The following is a 14,066-nucleotide window of genomic DNA, read 5'->3' on the forward strand; positions in this document are numbered from 1 at the left end:
TCCGGGCCATGGACTTCCTCAAGCACCTGCTCGTCCTCGTGCACCTGCTCGGCATGGCTGCGGTCGTCGGTGGCTGGCTCGCCGTGGTTCGCGCCCCGAAGGTCATCCCCCCCATCCTGTGGGGCGCCCGCGCGCAGGTGCTCACCGGCCTGCTGCTCGTCGGCGTCCTCGAGATGAATGACGACCCCGTGAACAACGGCAAGGTCGGCGTGAAGCTGCTCGTCGCCCTGGCCGTGGCGGCGTGCGCCGAGATCGCCAACGCCCGCCAGAAGCGTGGTGAGCCGAACCCCACCCTGGTGGGCGCCGCGGGCGCGCTCGCCGTCCTCAACACGGCGATCGCGGTGCTCTGGTAGGCGGGCGGAGACCTCAGCCGGCCGCCCGCGGGTCGCGTGCGGCGCGCCGGCCCTCGTCGTCGTAGCCGCCCTCGGGCGGGACCATCTCGGCTCGCACGCCGAGCAGGCGGATGGGGCGCTCGTCGGCGAGGCTGCGCAGCAGGTCGAGGGCGGTGTCGCCGATCAGGGTCGCGTCGAAGGTCGGCTCCGCTAGCTTGCGGCTGCGGGCGACCGTGAAGAACGGCGCGAAGCGCACCTTGAGGTGCACGCGCATGCACGGCCGCCCCTCTGCCGCAATGTCCTTCACGACCTGCTCGGCGAGGGTGGCCACGGCTGAGGCGATCTCGTCGGCGTCGCTGAGGTTCTGCTGGTAGGTGACCTCGCGGCCGTGCGCGCGCGGGATGTAGGGCGTGTCGTCGACGTGGGCGCTGCTGACTCCGCGCCCGAGGCGCCCGTAGTAGGGACCCATGGCGGGGCCGAACTCCGCTGCCAGGCGCTCAGGCTCCGCTGCCGCGAGGTCGGCCACGGTGGCGATGCCCAGGCCGGCCAGACGGGTCGAGATGCGCTTCCCGACGCCCCACAGGGCGCTGGTCGGCCGCTCGCCCATCACCTCGAACCAGTTGTCGCGGGTCAGCCGGAACACCCCTTGCGGCTTGCCGAAGTCCGTGGCGATCTTGGCCCGGACCTTCGTGTCGCCGATGCCGACCGAGCAGTGCAGGTCGGTGGCTGCCAGCACCTGTGACTGGATGCGCCGCGCGAAGGCCTCGGGGTCGTCGGTGTCGACGCCGACGAACGCCTCGTCCCAGCCAAGCACCTCCACCACGGCGCCCTCGAGGCCGCGGAGGGTGTCCATCACCTGCTGCGAGGCCGCCTCGTAGAGGGGTGCGTCGACGGGCAGCAGGACAGCCTGCGGGCACTTGCGGACGGCCACCTTGAGCGGCATGCCCGAGCTGACCCCGAACTCGCGGGCCTCGTAGGAGGCGGTCGAGACCACCGCGCGCTCCGCCGGGTCGCCGCGGCCCCCGACGATGACCGGCCGGCCCCGCAGCTCGGGGCGCCGCAGCAGCTCGACCGCCGCGATGAACTGGTCGAGGTCGACGTGCAGCACCCAGGGCGCCATGGCGACAGTCTGCCCGGTCGCCCTGACGGGTCAGGGGACGATCAACAGCTTTCCGGTGGTGCGCCGGCCCTCGAGCTCGTCGTAGGCCCGCGCCGCGTCCTCCAGCGGGTGCCGGCCACCGACCTCGAGGTGCAGCCGCCCCGCAGCCAGGTCGCCCAGCACCGAGCCGGCCCGCTCGAGCAGCTCCGCGCGGGTCGCCACGTAGTGCCCGAGCGTCGGACGGGTGAGGAACAGCGAGCCGCCCCGGTTGAGCCGCTGGATGTCGAAGGGTGGCACCTGGCCGCTCGAGGCGCCGAAGAGCACCATCATCCCCCGGGGCCGCAGCGAGGCGAGCGAGGCGTCGAAGGTCGCCCTGCCGACACCGTCGTAGGCGACGTCGACGCCAGCTCCTCCGTTGGCGGCCAGCACTGCCGCGGCCAGGTCGTCGGTCTCCGAGTAGTCGATGACCGTCGCTGCACCGAGCCGGCGGGCGATCTCGAGCTTCTGCGGCGACCCGGCGGTGGCGATGACCCGCCCGCCCCTGGCCGTGACCATCTGCACGAGCAGCTGCCCGACCCCGCCGGCGGCGGCGTGGACCAGGGCCACGGTTCCCGGCCCCACGGCATACGTGCTGTTGACCAGGTAGTGCGCGGTCATGCCCTGCAGCATCGCCGCGGCGGCCACGTCGAGGTCGAGTCCGTCGGGCACGGGCACCAGGTCGTCGACGGGGCGGTTGACGGTGGTGGCGGCGCTGCCGAGCCCCTGCCCCCACGCGACGCCGTCGCCGACCGAGACGTCCGCCACGCCCTCGCCCACGGCGGTGACGGTGCCGGCGCCCTCGGAGCAGGAGACGAACGGGGTGGCGATCGGGTAGACCCCCTCCCGCTGGTAGACGTCGATGAAGTTGACGCCCACCGCAGCCACCTCGACCTGCACCTCGCCGGGCCCCGGGTCCGGCACCTCGACGTCGCGGACCTCCAGGACCGAGGAGTCGCCGTTGCGGGGGACCACCAGGGCGCGCGCTGTCGTGCTCACCTGCCCGACTGTAGGCCGCGCGGCCGGGCGCCGCTCGGCCGGCTCAGCTCGTGGTGACCCAGTAGCGCCGCTTGCCGGAGCGCTCGTCCTCGAGGACGCCCCCGCACGCCTCGATGGTCCGCGCCGAGGCGGTGTTGCCGAGGTCGCAGGTCACGAGCACCCGGTCGAGGCCCCTGCGCGCGGCGACCGGCAGCACCGCGCGCAACGCGTCGGTGGCGTGCCCGCGCCGACGCGCACCCGGGCGCACGGCATACCCGATGTGCCCGCCGAGCTCGGCGAGGAACGGGTTGTCGAGGCTGTGCCGCAACGAGATCTGGCCGAGGTACTCGTCGCCGTCAGCCATCCACAGGTGCGTGGCGGGGACCCAGCCGGTGGGACGGGGGCTGTCGGGCTCGGCGTCGCCGACCTTCAGCCGCACCAGCCGGGCGAACTCGGCGGGGTCCTCCAGGCCCTCGCGAGTGAACGTGATGCCGGGGAAGTGCTCGTCGGCGGGCCACACCAGCACGCCGCTGTAGGCCTCCTCGCCCGCGTCGAGGAACTCGTCGACGGCGGCGAGGAAGGAGCTGTGGAAGCGCACGTGCGGGGTGGCGAGCTCGGTCATGGCACGACGGTAGGGCTCCAGGGCATCGGACGTCAGAGGCGCGCGACGACCTCGTCGAGCATCGCCTCGGTGAGCTTGCCCGTAAAGGTGTTCTGCTGGCTGACGTGGTAGCTGCCGATGAGCCGCACCGGTCGGCCGTGGCCCGTGGTGAGCAGGGTCTCGGCGCCGTGGCCGAACCGCGGCTTGGGGCGCGGCACGTCCCAGCCCACCCGGCGGGCGCTCGCGAGCGCGGCGTCCCAGCCGATGGAGCCGAGGGCCAGCATGGCCCGCAAGCGCGGGGCAGCGAGCTCCAGCTCGCGGTCGAGCCAGTGGCCGCACGTCTGCCGCTCGGTGGTGGTCGGCTTGTTGGCCGGCGGCGCGCAGCGCACCGCCGCGACGATCCGGATGCCGTGCAGCGCCAGCCCGTCGCCGCTCGCCCAGGAGTGCGGCTGGCTCGCGTAGCCGCCGCGGTGGAGGGCGGCGTAGAGCCAGTCTCCGCTGCGGTCCCCGGTGAACATGCGCCCGGTGCGGTTGGTGCCGTTGGCCGCCGGGGCGAGGCCGACCACGAGCACCTCGCCGTCGGGGTCGCCGAAGCCGGGGCCCGGACGTCCCCAGTAGGGCTGGTCGGCGAAGGAGGCCCGGCGGCCGTGGACCGCGACCTCCTCGCGCCAGGCCACGAGGCGAGGGCAGGCGCGGCACACCGAGACCCGCGCGTCGAGCTCGGCCGTGGTCGGCGCGCCGGACGCCAGCCGGGCCACCTGGGCGGGGGTGCGGGCGACGGGGGTGTCGGGGCCGGCGGGGTCACCCGGCCAGCCGGTGCCCGGTGGCACGGGGGAGGGGAACACCTGCCCGGTGACCGGGTGGGGCAGTGGCACGCTCACGGACGGACCCCCGGTGCCCCGGGTGGCCCGGCCGCGGGGAGGTCGGGCGGCAGCGCTGCGCCCGCAGGCGCGACGGGCGGCGCGGTCAGGCTGCGGACACCGGGGAAGCTGAGCGCGAAAAGGGTGGTCAGCACCATGACGACCCCGCAGCCGATCAGCGCCGGGTGCGGACCGAAGGACTCGGCGGCCGGGCCGGCCAGGATGAGCCCGAGCGGGCCGAGCATCAGCGAGCCCAGGGCGTCGTAGGAGCTCACCCGGGACAGCGCTGCGGGCGGGATCTCCCGCTGCATGGTGGTCTGCCAGAGCACGGTGAAGAGGTCGAAGCACACGCCCAGCACGAACGCGCTCGCAACCACCAGCCACAGGGGCGCGCTGCCGCCGAGGAGGAGGTAGGGCGGGGCCGCCCCGAAGCTCAGGAGCGTCACCGCGAGGATGGGGCGGCGGGGCCGGATCCGCATCGCGATCAGCACCCCCACGATCAGCCCGATGGCCTCGCCGGTGAGCACCGCGGTCCACGCCTTGGGCCCGCCGAGCTCCTGCCTCGCGACGACCGGGCCGAGCACGAGGTGGGCGGCCTGCCACACCATCACGAGCACCGAGAACTGCACGACGACGACCCAGAGCCACTGTCGGCTGCGGAACTCCTGCCAGCCGTCTCGCAGGTCGCCGAGGATCGTGCCGGAGACCTCTTGGTGGGCCCGGGCTCGCGGCAGGGCGAGGAGGGAGATCAGCAGGCCGCCCGCGCCGAACAGTGCGGCGGCGATGAGCAGCGCCCAGCCGCCACCCACCGCGACGACGACCACGCCACCGGCGACCAGACCGGCCACGCGGGCGACGTTGCCGCCGAGCCCCAACAGGGCGTTGCCCTGCTGGAGGTGGGCGGCCGGCACGACGTCGGGCACGATGCCGGTGAGGGCCGGCCAGACCATCGCGGTCGCGGTGCCCGAGACCGCGGCGGCGGTGGCCAGGGCCCACGTCGGCGCCTGCTCGCCCAGGATCATCAGGCCCAGGCCCACATGGGCCAGGGCGTTGACCCACTCGGCGGCCTGCAGCACGCGGTGGCGCGGGTACCGGTCGGCGATGACCCCGCCGGCGAGCGTGAACACCACGATCGCGACCGCCTCGGCCGCGAGCACCAGCGACAGGGTCGTGGGCGTGGCACCGGGCAGGTCGAGGATGCCGAACGCCAGGGCCACCGGTGCGAAGGCGATCCCGAGCATCGAGAGGGTGCGTGCGGCGAACAGGTACGCGAAACGGCGGTCGCGGAGGATCGCCACGTCGCTGCGGTAGTCGTGCACGGTCCCCACGCTACGGGCGGCCGCAACCGGAATTCGGCACGCAACGGGCTTCGGCCACGACAACCGTGCGCAGCGCCGCCCCGCGTGCCACGCTCGTGCCCGTGGCGGACCGGCGGCAGCGGTGGCGGCAGGCGGCGGAGCGTGCCGCCGACGTCGCGTGGCCGACCCGCCCGCGTGCGTGGCGCGACCTGCCGGGCCGGCTGCGCGGCACCCTCTCGGAGGTGTTGCGGCTGACCACCGCGGCGGTGCTCGCGTGGCTGCTCGCGTGGCAGGTGACCGGCGCGAAGTACGACCTGACCAGCGCGCTGACGGCCCTGCTGGTCCTGCAGGCCTCCGCCTTCTCCACCGTGCGGATGGGCCTGCTGCGGGTCGGGGCGGTGCTGACCGGCGTGCTCGTGGCCGTCGCCATCTCGACGCTGGCGGGCCTGACCTGGTGGAGCCTCGCCCTCGTCATCGCCGCCTCGCTGCTGCTGGCCAAGGTCTTCCGGCTCGGCGCCCAGGCCCTCGAGGTGCCGATCAGCGCCATGCTGATCCTCGGGGTGACCTCGCCCGACCTCGTGGCGGAGGCGCGGGTCGCGCACACCCTCGTCGGTGCCGCGGTGGGCGTGGCCTTCAACCTCCTCCTTCCGGCCGCGGTGCCGAACCGCCGGGCCGGCTCCGAGGTGCTGCGGGTCGCCTACGCGGCTGCCGACTGCCTCGACGGCGCGTCGCGCACCCTCGCGGAGGGGCAGGTCAGGCGGGCCGACCTCGCCCAGTGGGCCGAGCAGGCGAGGGCCGTCTCCGGGCCGCTGGCCACGGCGTCGCGCGCGGTCAGCCAGGTGGAGGAGTCCCGCAAGCTCAACCCCCGCGCGCTCGGCACGCAGAGCGTGGCCCCGGTGCTGCGCAGCGGGCTCGACCGTCTCGAGGGCTGCGTGCTGGCCATTCGCGCCCTGTTCGCCGTGCTCCTGCAGGAGCTGCCCGACGAGCCACCCGCAGCCGAGCAGCGTCCCGACCGGCCCGGCTCGCCTGCCTACGACGAGGACGCCCGCCAGGCGTTCGCGGTCGTGCTCAGCGACGTCGCCGACTGCCTGCGCGGCTTCGGCGAGCTCGTGCGGGCCGAGGCGGAGGGCAACCTCGAGGAGGCCGAGCGCGCGCTCGCCAGCAGCCTCGAGATCCTGCGCGAGACCCGCGCCATCCTCTCCGAGCTGCTGATCAGCCGGCCGAGCAGCGACGCCGGCCTCTGGCTGTTGCGCGGCACGATCCTGGCCGCGGTCGAGCAGGTGCTCGTCGAGCTCGACCTCGAGCGCCGGGTGCGCCAGCGCGAGGAGTGGCAGCGCCGCTCGGCCCTGACCCTGCCCCTGCTGACGGGTCTGGAGGTGCGCCTGCCCCGGGGCCGCCGCGCCCGGTGAGCGATGAGGTCGGTGTCGCCGCCGCACCGTAGGCTGGGCAGCAACATGAGCACGCTCTTCGACGACCTGCCCTTCCCCCGCCCGACCTCCACCACGGAGGCTGCCCGCGACACCGAGGTGGACGCCGCAGGCGTCCCCACCTGGGCTGCTGCCGCGGCGGCCGGTGAGGGCCCCGACGGCCCGGGCGTACGGCACACCGACCCCGAGGAGCTGCTGGCGGGACTCAACCCGCAGCAGCGGGAGGCGGTGCTCCACGAGGGCGCGCCGCTGCTCATCGTGGCCGGCGCGGGCTCCGGCAAGACCCGGGTGCTCACCAACCGGATCGCCTACCTGCTCGGCGCCCGCGGCGTGCAGCCCGGACAGGTCCTGGCCATCACCTTCACCAACAAGGCGGCCGCCGAGATGCGCGAGCGGGTCGCCGCCCTCGTGGGCCCCCGTGCCCGGTCGATGTGGGTGATGACGTTCCACTCGGCGTGCGTGCGCATCCTGCGCCGCGAGGCCGCCAAGGTCGGCATGAAGTCGACCTTCTCCATCTACGACGCCGCCGACAGCCAGCGCCTGATGTCGATGGTCATGCGCGACCTCGACCTCGACCCCAAGCGCTACCCGCCCCGCTCGTTCAGCCACCAGGTGAGCAACCTCAAGAACGAGCTCGTCGACGAGGAGGCCTACGCCTCGCGGGTCGCCGAGGGCACCCACCAGGAGCGCACCCTCGCCGAGGCCTACACGAGCTACCAGCGGCGCCTGCGCCAGGCCAACGCGCTCGACTTCGACGACCTCATCATGACGACGGTCAACATCCTGCAGGCCTTCCCCGAGGTGGCCGAGCACTACCGCCGCCGGTTCCGCCACGTGCTCGTCGACGAGTACCAGGACACCAACCACGCCCAGTACCAGCTCGTCCGCGAGCTGGTGGGCGGCACCGCCGACGCGCGGGTGCCGGCCGACGGGCCCAGCGTCCCGCCGGCCGAGCTCGTGGTGGTCGGTGACGCCGACCAGTCGATCTACGCCTTCCGCGGCGCGACCATCCGCAACATCGTCGAGTTCGAGGAGGACTACCCGGACGCACGGACCATCCTGCTCGAGCAGAACTACCGCTCGACGCAGACCATCCTGCAGGCGGCGAACTCGGTGATCGCCAAGAACCCGGAGCGCCGCAAGAAGAACCTGTGGAGCGACTCCGGCGACGGCGCCCGCATCGTCGGCTACGTCGGTGACAACGAGCACGACGAGGCGTCCTTCGTGGCGCGGCAGATCGACCAGCTCGGCGACCAGTACGGCGTAAAGCCCAAGGACGTGGCGGTCTTCTACCGCACCAACGCCCAGTCCCGTGCGCTGGAGGAGGTCTTCGTCCGGGTCGGCCTCCCCTACAAGGTGGTCGGTGGCACCCGGTTCTACGAGCGCCGCGAGGTCAAGGACGCGCTCGCCTACCTGCGGGTGATCTCCAACCCGACCGACACGGTCAACCTGCGCCGCATCCTCAACGTGCCCAAGCGCGGCATCGGTGACCGGGCGGAGGCCTGCATCGCCGCCCTCGCGGAGCGGGAGCGGATCCCCTTCATCGCCGCGTTGGGCCGTCCGGAGGACGCCCCGGCCATCGCGACGCGGTCCGTCACCGCCATCAAGGGCTTCACCACCCTGCTCGAGGAGCTGCGGGAGGTGGCCGAGCGCGACGACACCGGAGTGGGCGACCTGCTCGAGGCGATCGTCGAGAAGACCGGCTACCTCGCCGAGCTGCGGGCCAGCCACGACCCGCAGGACGAGACCCGCATCGAGAACCTCGCCGAGCTCGTCGCCGTCGCCCGGGAGTTCGACGAGAACCGCGCCGAGACCGGTGAGGTCGCCACCCTCGAGGACTTCCTCGAGCAGGTCTCCCTCGTGGCCGACGCCGACGAGATCCCCGACAGCGAGGAGGCCGAGGACCAGGGCGTGGTCACGCTGATGACGCTGCACACCGCCAAGGGCCTCGAGTTCCCGGTCGTGTTCCTCACGGGCATGGAGGACGGCACGTTCCCGCACATGCGGGCGCTCGCCGACAACCGTGAGCTCGAGGAGGAGCGCCGGCTCGCCTACGTCGGCATCACCCGGGCCAGGGAGCGGCTGCACATCTCGCGGGCGGCGGTCCGCTCCGCGTGGGGCGCCCCGCAGTACAACCCGGCCAGCCGGTTCCTCGACGAGATCCCCGAGCACCTCGTCGACTGGCAGCGCACCGGCGACACCCAGCTGGCCTCCCGCGGCTCGGCCCCCGCCGTGGCCAGGCTCGCCGCGCGCCCCGGCGTGCGCTCGCCGGGCAACCGCAAGGTCATCAGCCTCGACGCCGGCGACCGGGTCACCCACGACTCCTTCGGCCTGGGCACCGTCGTGCGGGTCGAGGGCGAGGGGGACAAGGCGATGGCCCACGTCGACTTCGGCGCCGACACCGGCGTCAAGCGGCTGCTCCTGCGCTACGCCCCGCTCGAGAAGCTCTGACCGTCGCCGGCCGGGCCCGGGCTGACACGAGCCCGAGCTGACACGGCCCGGAGCCGACACGCGAGCGCCCCCTCGGACCGGGTCCGAGGGGGCGCTTCACACGTTCTGCGGTGGGCTACTGCACGCCGCGCTCGCGCAGCCACGGCTCGGGGTCGACCGCGCCGCCGCCACCGGGGTGGATCTCGAGGTGCAGGTGCGGGCCGGTGGAGTGGCCGGTGTTGCCGCTCGTGCCCACCTGGTCGCCCACGGCGACCTGCTGGCCGACGGTGACGCTGATGGTGTCCATGTGGGCGTAGTACGAGACGGTGCCGTCCCAGTACTCGATCTCGACCTTGTTGCCGTAGCCGCCCTCCTGGCCCGCGAAGATGACGGTGCCCTGCGACATGGCCATGAGCGGCGTGCCCACGGGGCAGGCGAAGTCGTTGCCGTTGTGCATGCGTCCCCAGCGCATGCCGAAGCCCGAGGTGAAGGTGGCGCCGGCGATGGGCGAGATCCACTTGCGCTCGGCCTTGCGCTTGGCCTCGGCGGCGGCCAGGGCCTTGGCCTTGGCCGCGGCGGCAGCCTTCTTGGCGGCGGCATCCTTCTGCTTCTTGAGCAGGGCGGTGCGGGCGCGCTCGCGGGAGGCTCGCTGCTCCTCGGCCACGCGGGCCTGGGCGGCAGCCATCTTCAGCTCGAAGGCCTGACGCTCCTCGGTGGCCTCGGCGCGCTCCAAGGCGGCCGCGTCGGCCCTGGCGCGGGCCTCGGCGCCGGTCAGGTCCAGCTGGATGGGGGCGGACTCGGCGACCGAGGCCCCGGTGGCGGTCAGCACCAAGGTGGCCGCCGCGGCGGTGGGCAGAGCGAAGCCGGAACTGAAACTCTGGGGGATTCGGCGTCGTCCGTTGCTCGAGCCGCGGTGGCGGCCCTGGTAACGAGAACTCACAGAGGGTTTACCTTCACGTGCAGGGGACACGGGAACTGCGAGACTACTGCGTTACCTAGTCGTTACGCAAAGAGCCCCCCGGGGTTTCCCCTTCTTTTTGTCCGTTTTTGGTGGGGTTCACCTCACCCGATCGAGGTCTTTCCCTCCTCCGAACGGGTGACGAGCGTCATGGTCCGATCGGGCTACCGGACCCCATGGTCACCGCCCGCCGCGCGGCGCAGCGGCAGGGGCGTGACCCCCGAGGTGACGGTGTGGCCCTCGGAGTCGAGGTGGGCCAAGGTCGTGGAGATCCCGTGCACCACGCTGCCGAGGATGGGAAGCGACATGTGGCCCACGCCGTGCAGGTCGATGTTGCGCACGCTGAGGTCGGGGTGCTCGAGGGCGGCGTTGCGCTGCGGGAAGATCATCTGGTCGAGGTCGGACCAGTAGGCCACGAACCGGGTCCGGCAGTGGGGCACCGGCTGGTCGAGCTCGCGCATGAGACCGCTGCCGGGGCGGAGCTGCCGGGTGAGCTGGTTGTGCCAGCCGTATGCCGTGTAGGTGCCCTGGTGGGGCGTGCCCAGGGTGACGAGGGTGTGCACCCGCTCGTCGCCGCCGAGCCGGGTGATGTAGTAGCGGGCGATCAGGCCGCCCATGCTGTGCCCGACCACGTGGATCCGCTCGTAGCCGGTCTCGGCCACCAGCGCCTCCACCTCCTCGGCGAGGCGGGCCGCGGCGGCCCGCACGTCCGTGGTGAGCGGCGAGTAGTTCATCGTCGTGACGCGGCCGAACCCGCGCCGCCGCAGGCCCAGGCGCAGCAGGGTGAAGATGGAGCGGTTGTCGACCATGCCGTGCACGAGCAGGATCGGCGTCCCGGCCGCCTCGACGTCCGAGATGACCAGTCCGCGCTGCACCGGCGGCAGGTGCTCGACGCGGTAGCCGTGCTGGCTGTCGGCGCCGTGGCGGAACAGCAGGCCCGACGGGTAGAGCGCGAGGTGGGTGGTGAGCCAGGCGGCCTCGACCGCAGCGCCGACCACCCCGGTAGGCGTCGCCAGGGCCCGCACCGCGCCTCCGACGATGTCGTTGGCGGCGGCAGCGGTGCTGCCGACGGCCCGGACGGCGTCACCCGCACCGGAGAGGGCCCGGCCCCACAGGGACGCGCCGCGTGCGTGCGCGGCCGGTGCGGGGCGCTTGGGTGCGGCGGCCCTCCGGCGAGGGCGGGAGCTGCAGATGTTCTGCGACATGGCTCCGCCGACGGTAGCCCCTGCCGGGCCACTGCGCGCGGGCAAAAGGTCACGATTCGGACGTGTCGCGGCGGAGCAGCCGGTGCCACGCGGCGGTGGCGGCCCTCACCCCGGCTGCCGGGGGGTGGCCGGGACGGCTAGTCTGCGGCCCATGACTGAGACCCCAGTGCGTGTCGTGGTGGCCAAGCCCGGCCTCGATGGCCATGACCGTGGCGCCAAGGTTGTCGCCCGCGCACTTCGCGACGCGGGCATGGAGGTCGTCTACACCGGCCTCCACCAGACGCCCGAGCAGATCGTCGAGGCCGCCATCCAGGAGGACGCCGACGCCGTCGGCCTGTCGGTGCTCTCGGGCGCCCACATGACCCTCTTCGCCAAGGTCGTCGAGCTGCTCAAGCAGCGTGACGCCAGCGACATCGTCGTCTTCGGCGGCGGCATCATCCCCGAGGACGACATCCCCGAGCTGGAGAAGCTCGGCGTCGCCAAGGTCTTCACGCCCGGCGCCACCACCACCGAGATCGTCGACTGGGTGCGCTCCACCGTCACCACCGACTGAGCGTTCCCACCGCGCGCAGCGGAAGGGGCCCGGCACGTTGCCGGGCCCCTTCGCCGTCCACCGGTGCTTTGGGCGGGTCGCTCAGCGCACCACCGGCAGCGTGAAGCGGGCCGGCTCGAGGGGGTTCGCGCGGACGGTCACCGGCTGCACGGCATACGCGTTCTTGTAGGCGGCGTCGGTGCTCGCGAGGACGAGGCGAATGCGGTGCCCGGCCTCCACCCGGTGCACGACCGCCGGCAGCTCGATGCGCAGGGGCTGGGTCACGTCGGCGACCCGCACCGGGCTGATGAGCTTGTGCACCAGGGTCTGCGTGCCGTCGGGCGCGACGTCGTACATCTTGGCGAACACCTGCAGCTGCCCGGCCGGTCCCGTCGCCTGGGTGGCCGCGACGACCGGCGACTCGAAGCGGACGTCGAGGGTCGGCGCGCCGACGATGGTCGTGGGTGCGGAGAGGGCGGGGGTGGTCCAGGCGCCGAAGGTGCCGGGGGCGTCGCTCGGCGTGGTCGTGCCCTCGGGCAGGTCGACGGCACCCTCGAGGGCGGAGACCTCCGAGTAGGACGCGAACGCGCCGCCCCCGGGGTTGGACCAGCTCTTCGAGCCGGGCAGCACCGCGGCCCGGGAGGTCACGAGCTCGTCCGCCGCCGAGAGGTACCACGTCTGCCGCGTGCCGACCGGGTAGGAGTCCGCCGTGCCGTAGGCCGGCTCCGCGCTCCCGCTGTAGTCGACCCAGTCGCGGAAGTAGGCGAACTCCGGGCCGGCGTCGGCCGTGGTGCCCTTGAGGTGGTGGTCGAACCAGTCCTTGATCCGCCGGCCGAGGTAGGTGCCCTCGATGTCGGCGCCGCTCAGGTCGAGCTCGCCGGGGGCGGCGCCGCTGTGGCCGTTCGCCCCGCCCGAGTGGCCCCACGACTGCCAGGCCATCGAGACCTCCACGCCGCGCTCCTTGAGCCCGCGGTAGGTCGCCACCGCCTCCTGCAGGTTGAAGAGGGTGTCGTTCTGCCCCTGGATGAGGAAGGTGGGCACCTCCACGTCGTCGAGGTAGTGCGCCACGGACACCCGGTCGGTCAGGCGGTAGGTGTCGTCGGTGGGGAAGCCGAGGGTGTCGAGGGTGGCCTTGGCCCGGCACGCCTCGAGGACGAAGTTGGGGCACCCGACGTTGCGGGTGGGGTCGATGCTCGCCCCGGTGATGCCGTCGGCGATGCCGACGCCGAAGAACAGCGAGACCCATCCGATCTTCTGGGTGCCGGGGTTGGAGTCGGCGTAGGTCGTGCCGGTGGTGAAGCTCGTGTTGTTGGGGGCCAACGAGTAGCGCAGGTCGTTCCACGTGATCAGGGGAACGAGCGTGTCGACGCGGTCGTCGACCGCGGCCGTGGCGAACTGGATCTGACCGCCGTACGACCCGCCGATCATCCCGACCCGCGGGTCGTGGGTGGCGGCGTCGTCGAGTGTCGTGAAGTCGACGTTCAGGGTGCCCGGCCCGGCGGGCACGCCACCGAGGTTCGCCGAGTCGTATGCCGCGGACGAGCCGCCGCCGAGGAACGTCACCAGCGAGCGCGCCGCCACGCCGTCGACGCCGGGGTCGTCGAGCGAGATCTTGCAGCCGCTGTCGGGGAAGCCGAGGCCGGTGTAGGAGAGCACGGTGTAGCCGCGCTGGGCGAAGGCCCGGCCGATGCCGGCCTGGTCGGCCTTGCTCCCGCCGAAGCCGTTGGTGGTGAGGATCGCGGGCACCCGGTGGTCTGGACCGGCGGAGTGCGGCCGGTAGAGGTCGGCGTCGATGGTGCAGCTCTGCGGCCGGCCGAGGTCGTCCTTGCCGGCGGGCACGGTGAAGGACAGGCCGGTGAAGGTGTCGACCGCGTCGAGTGCCTGCTGTCGCTCCCGGGGGGCCGCCGTCACCGGCTGCGTGGCCACGACCGCGGCCGAGGCCACGGCGGTGAGCACGGCCAGAGCTGTGCGGACGGTCTTCGGGCGATGCGGCATGGGTACCTCCCGGACAGGGGCGGGCCGACGCTGGCGCTGCCCTCTGGTCGGACAACGACGTCGCGGCGCGGTCGGTTACGGGCCGGCCCGAGCCGTCCGGCTCCTGAGATGTGGCGACCACGACGTGGACGCCGCTCGCGTGGTCGGCGCGGAGAGGTGACCGGGCCTTTGCTCGGCGCTGACGATCCGGGGCCGAAAACCTTTGTCTGCCTTGCCTTCCCACGTGTTTGGCAAAGTCTTCGCAAGGAGCATTGACCTCCGCACGGGCGGGTCGATTGGGTCACCACCACGCCGAACCCCGCGGTGAACGACGCC

At 73.2% G+C, this 14,066-nt stretch carries 12 protein-coding genes; 4 read left to right on the forward strand and 8 right to left on the reverse strand.

Translation table 11 applies throughout. The features are described 5' to 3' along the window. Positions 1–8 precede the first annotated feature (8 nt). Positions 9–353: a hypothetical protein gene (locus P0Y31_RS15960; RefSeq protein WP_275871139.1), complete on the forward strand. Its 345-nt coding sequence runs from the start codon at positions 9–11 to the stop codon at positions 351–353. A 13-nt stretch (positions 354–366) separates the two neighbouring features. Here P0Y31_RS15960 and P0Y31_RS15965 read toward each other — a convergent pair whose 3' ends face one another. Genes P0Y31_RS15965 through P0Y31_RS15985 form a run of 5 tightly spaced genes read right to left on the reverse strand, consistent with a single transcriptional unit; the run spans position 367 to position 5,225 of the window. After that, positions 367–1,452 carry a DNA polymerase IV gene (locus P0Y31_RS15965; RefSeq protein ID WP_275871141.1) on the reverse strand — a complete coding sequence of 362 codons (1,086 nt, stop codon included), beginning with the start codon at positions 1,450–1,452 and terminating at the stop codon, positions 367–369. 30 nt (positions 1,453–1,482) lie between these two features. Further along, positions 1,483–2,466, reverse strand: a complete 984-nt coding sequence (locus P0Y31_RS15970; RefSeq protein WP_275871143.1) for a quinone oxidoreductase — start codon at positions 2,464–2,466, stop codon at positions 1,483–1,485. A gap of 43 nt (positions 2,467–2,509) precedes the next feature. Then, positions 2,510–3,067, reverse strand: a complete 558-nt coding sequence (locus P0Y31_RS15975) for a GNAT family N-acetyltransferase (protein WP_275871145.1) — start codon at positions 3,065–3,067, stop codon at positions 2,510–2,512. A gap of 32 nt (positions 3,068–3,099) precedes the next feature. Next, positions 3,100–3,927 (reverse strand): uracil-DNA glycosylase, encoded by an 828-nt coding sequence (locus P0Y31_RS15980; protein ID WP_275871148.1) that lies wholly within the window; start codon positions 3,925–3,927, stop codon positions 3,100–3,102. Further along, positions 3,924–5,225 (reverse strand): MFS transporter, encoded by a 1,302-nt coding sequence (locus P0Y31_RS15985; protein ID WP_275871150.1) that lies wholly within the window; start codon positions 5,223–5,225, stop codon positions 3,924–3,926. Before P0Y31_RS15985 ends, P0Y31_RS15980 begins: the two co-directional genes overlap by 4 nt. A 101-nt stretch (positions 5,226–5,326) precedes the next feature. On the opposite strand from P0Y31_RS15985, the gene P0Y31_RS15990 reads away from it, so the two are divergent. Next, entirely contained in the window at positions 5,327–6,613 is a 1,287-nt protein-coding gene (locus P0Y31_RS15990) for an FUSC family protein (RefSeq protein WP_275871152.1), read from the forward strand. 45 nt (positions 6,614–6,658) lie between these two features. Then, positions 6,659–9,082, forward strand: coding sequence for a DNA helicase PcrA (gene pcrA / locus P0Y31_RS15995; protein ID WP_275871154.1), 2,424 nt, complete (start codon positions 6,659–6,661; stop codon positions 9,080–9,082). A 115-nt stretch (positions 9,083–9,197) separates the two neighbouring features. Here the strand turns inward: pcrA and P0Y31_RS16000 are convergent, their stop codons facing one another. Together P0Y31_RS16000 and P0Y31_RS16005 are read right to left on the reverse strand one after the other, a co-directional pair. Next, positions 9,198–10,001 (reverse strand): M23 family metallopeptidase, encoded by an 804-nt coding sequence (locus P0Y31_RS16000; protein ID WP_275871157.1) that lies wholly within the window; start codon positions 9,999–10,001, stop codon positions 9,198–9,200. Between the two features lie 182 nt (positions 10,002–10,183). Then, entirely contained in the window at positions 10,184–11,224 is a 1,041-nt protein-coding gene (locus P0Y31_RS16005; RefSeq protein WP_275871160.1) for an alpha/beta fold hydrolase, read from the reverse strand. A 151-nt stretch (positions 11,225–11,375) separates the two neighbouring features. On the opposite strand from P0Y31_RS16005, the gene P0Y31_RS16010 reads away from it, so the two are divergent. After that, on the forward strand, positions 11,376–11,777 hold the full coding sequence (locus tag P0Y31_RS16010) for a cobalamin B12-binding domain-containing protein (RefSeq protein ID WP_275810373.1): 402 nt from the start codon (positions 11,376–11,378) through the stop codon (positions 11,775–11,777). An 81-nt stretch (positions 11,778–11,858) separates the two neighbouring features. Here P0Y31_RS16010 and P0Y31_RS16015 read toward each other — a convergent pair whose 3' ends face one another. After that, a complete protein-coding gene (locus tag P0Y31_RS16015; protein WP_275871162.1) occupies positions 11,859–13,751 on the reverse strand; it encodes an alpha/beta fold hydrolase in 1,893 nt (630 codons plus the stop codon). Positions 13,752–14,066: the final 315 nt, after the last annotated feature.

The organism is Knoellia sp. 3-2P3, assembly GCF_029223115.1.
GTDB lineage: Bacteria > Actinomycetota > Actinomycetes > Actinomycetales > Dermatophilaceae > Pedococcus_A.

Excerpts from the sequence above, each read along its gene's own strand:
- P0Y31_RS16015 (WP_275871162.1), bottom strand. The coding sequence starts at position 13,751 with ATGCCGCATCGCCCGAAGACCGTCCGCACAGCTCTGGCCGTGCTCACC.
- P0Y31_RS16010 (WP_275810373.1), top strand. The coding sequence starts at position 11,376 with ATGACTGAGACCCCAGTGCGTGTCGTGGTGGCCAAGCCCGGCCTCGAT.
- P0Y31_RS15960 (WP_275871139.1), top strand. The coding sequence starts at position 9 with ATGGACTTCCTCAAGCACCTGCTCGTCCTCGTGCACCTGCTCGGCATG.
- P0Y31_RS15965 (WP_275871141.1), bottom strand. The coding sequence starts at position 1,452 with ATGGCGCCCTGGGTGCTGCACGTCGACCTCGACCAGTTCATCGCGGCG.
- P0Y31_RS15975 (WP_275871145.1), bottom strand. The coding sequence starts at position 3,067 with ATGACCGAGCTCGCCACCCCGCACGTGCGCTTCCACAGCTCCTTCCTC.
- P0Y31_RS16005 (WP_275871160.1), bottom strand. The coding sequence starts at position 11,224 with ATGTCGCAGAACATCTGCAGCTCCCGCCCTCGCCGGAGGGCCGCCGCA.
- pcrA (WP_275871154.1), top strand. The coding sequence starts at position 6,659 with ATGAGCACGCTCTTCGACGACCTGCCCTTCCCCCGCCCGACCTCCACC.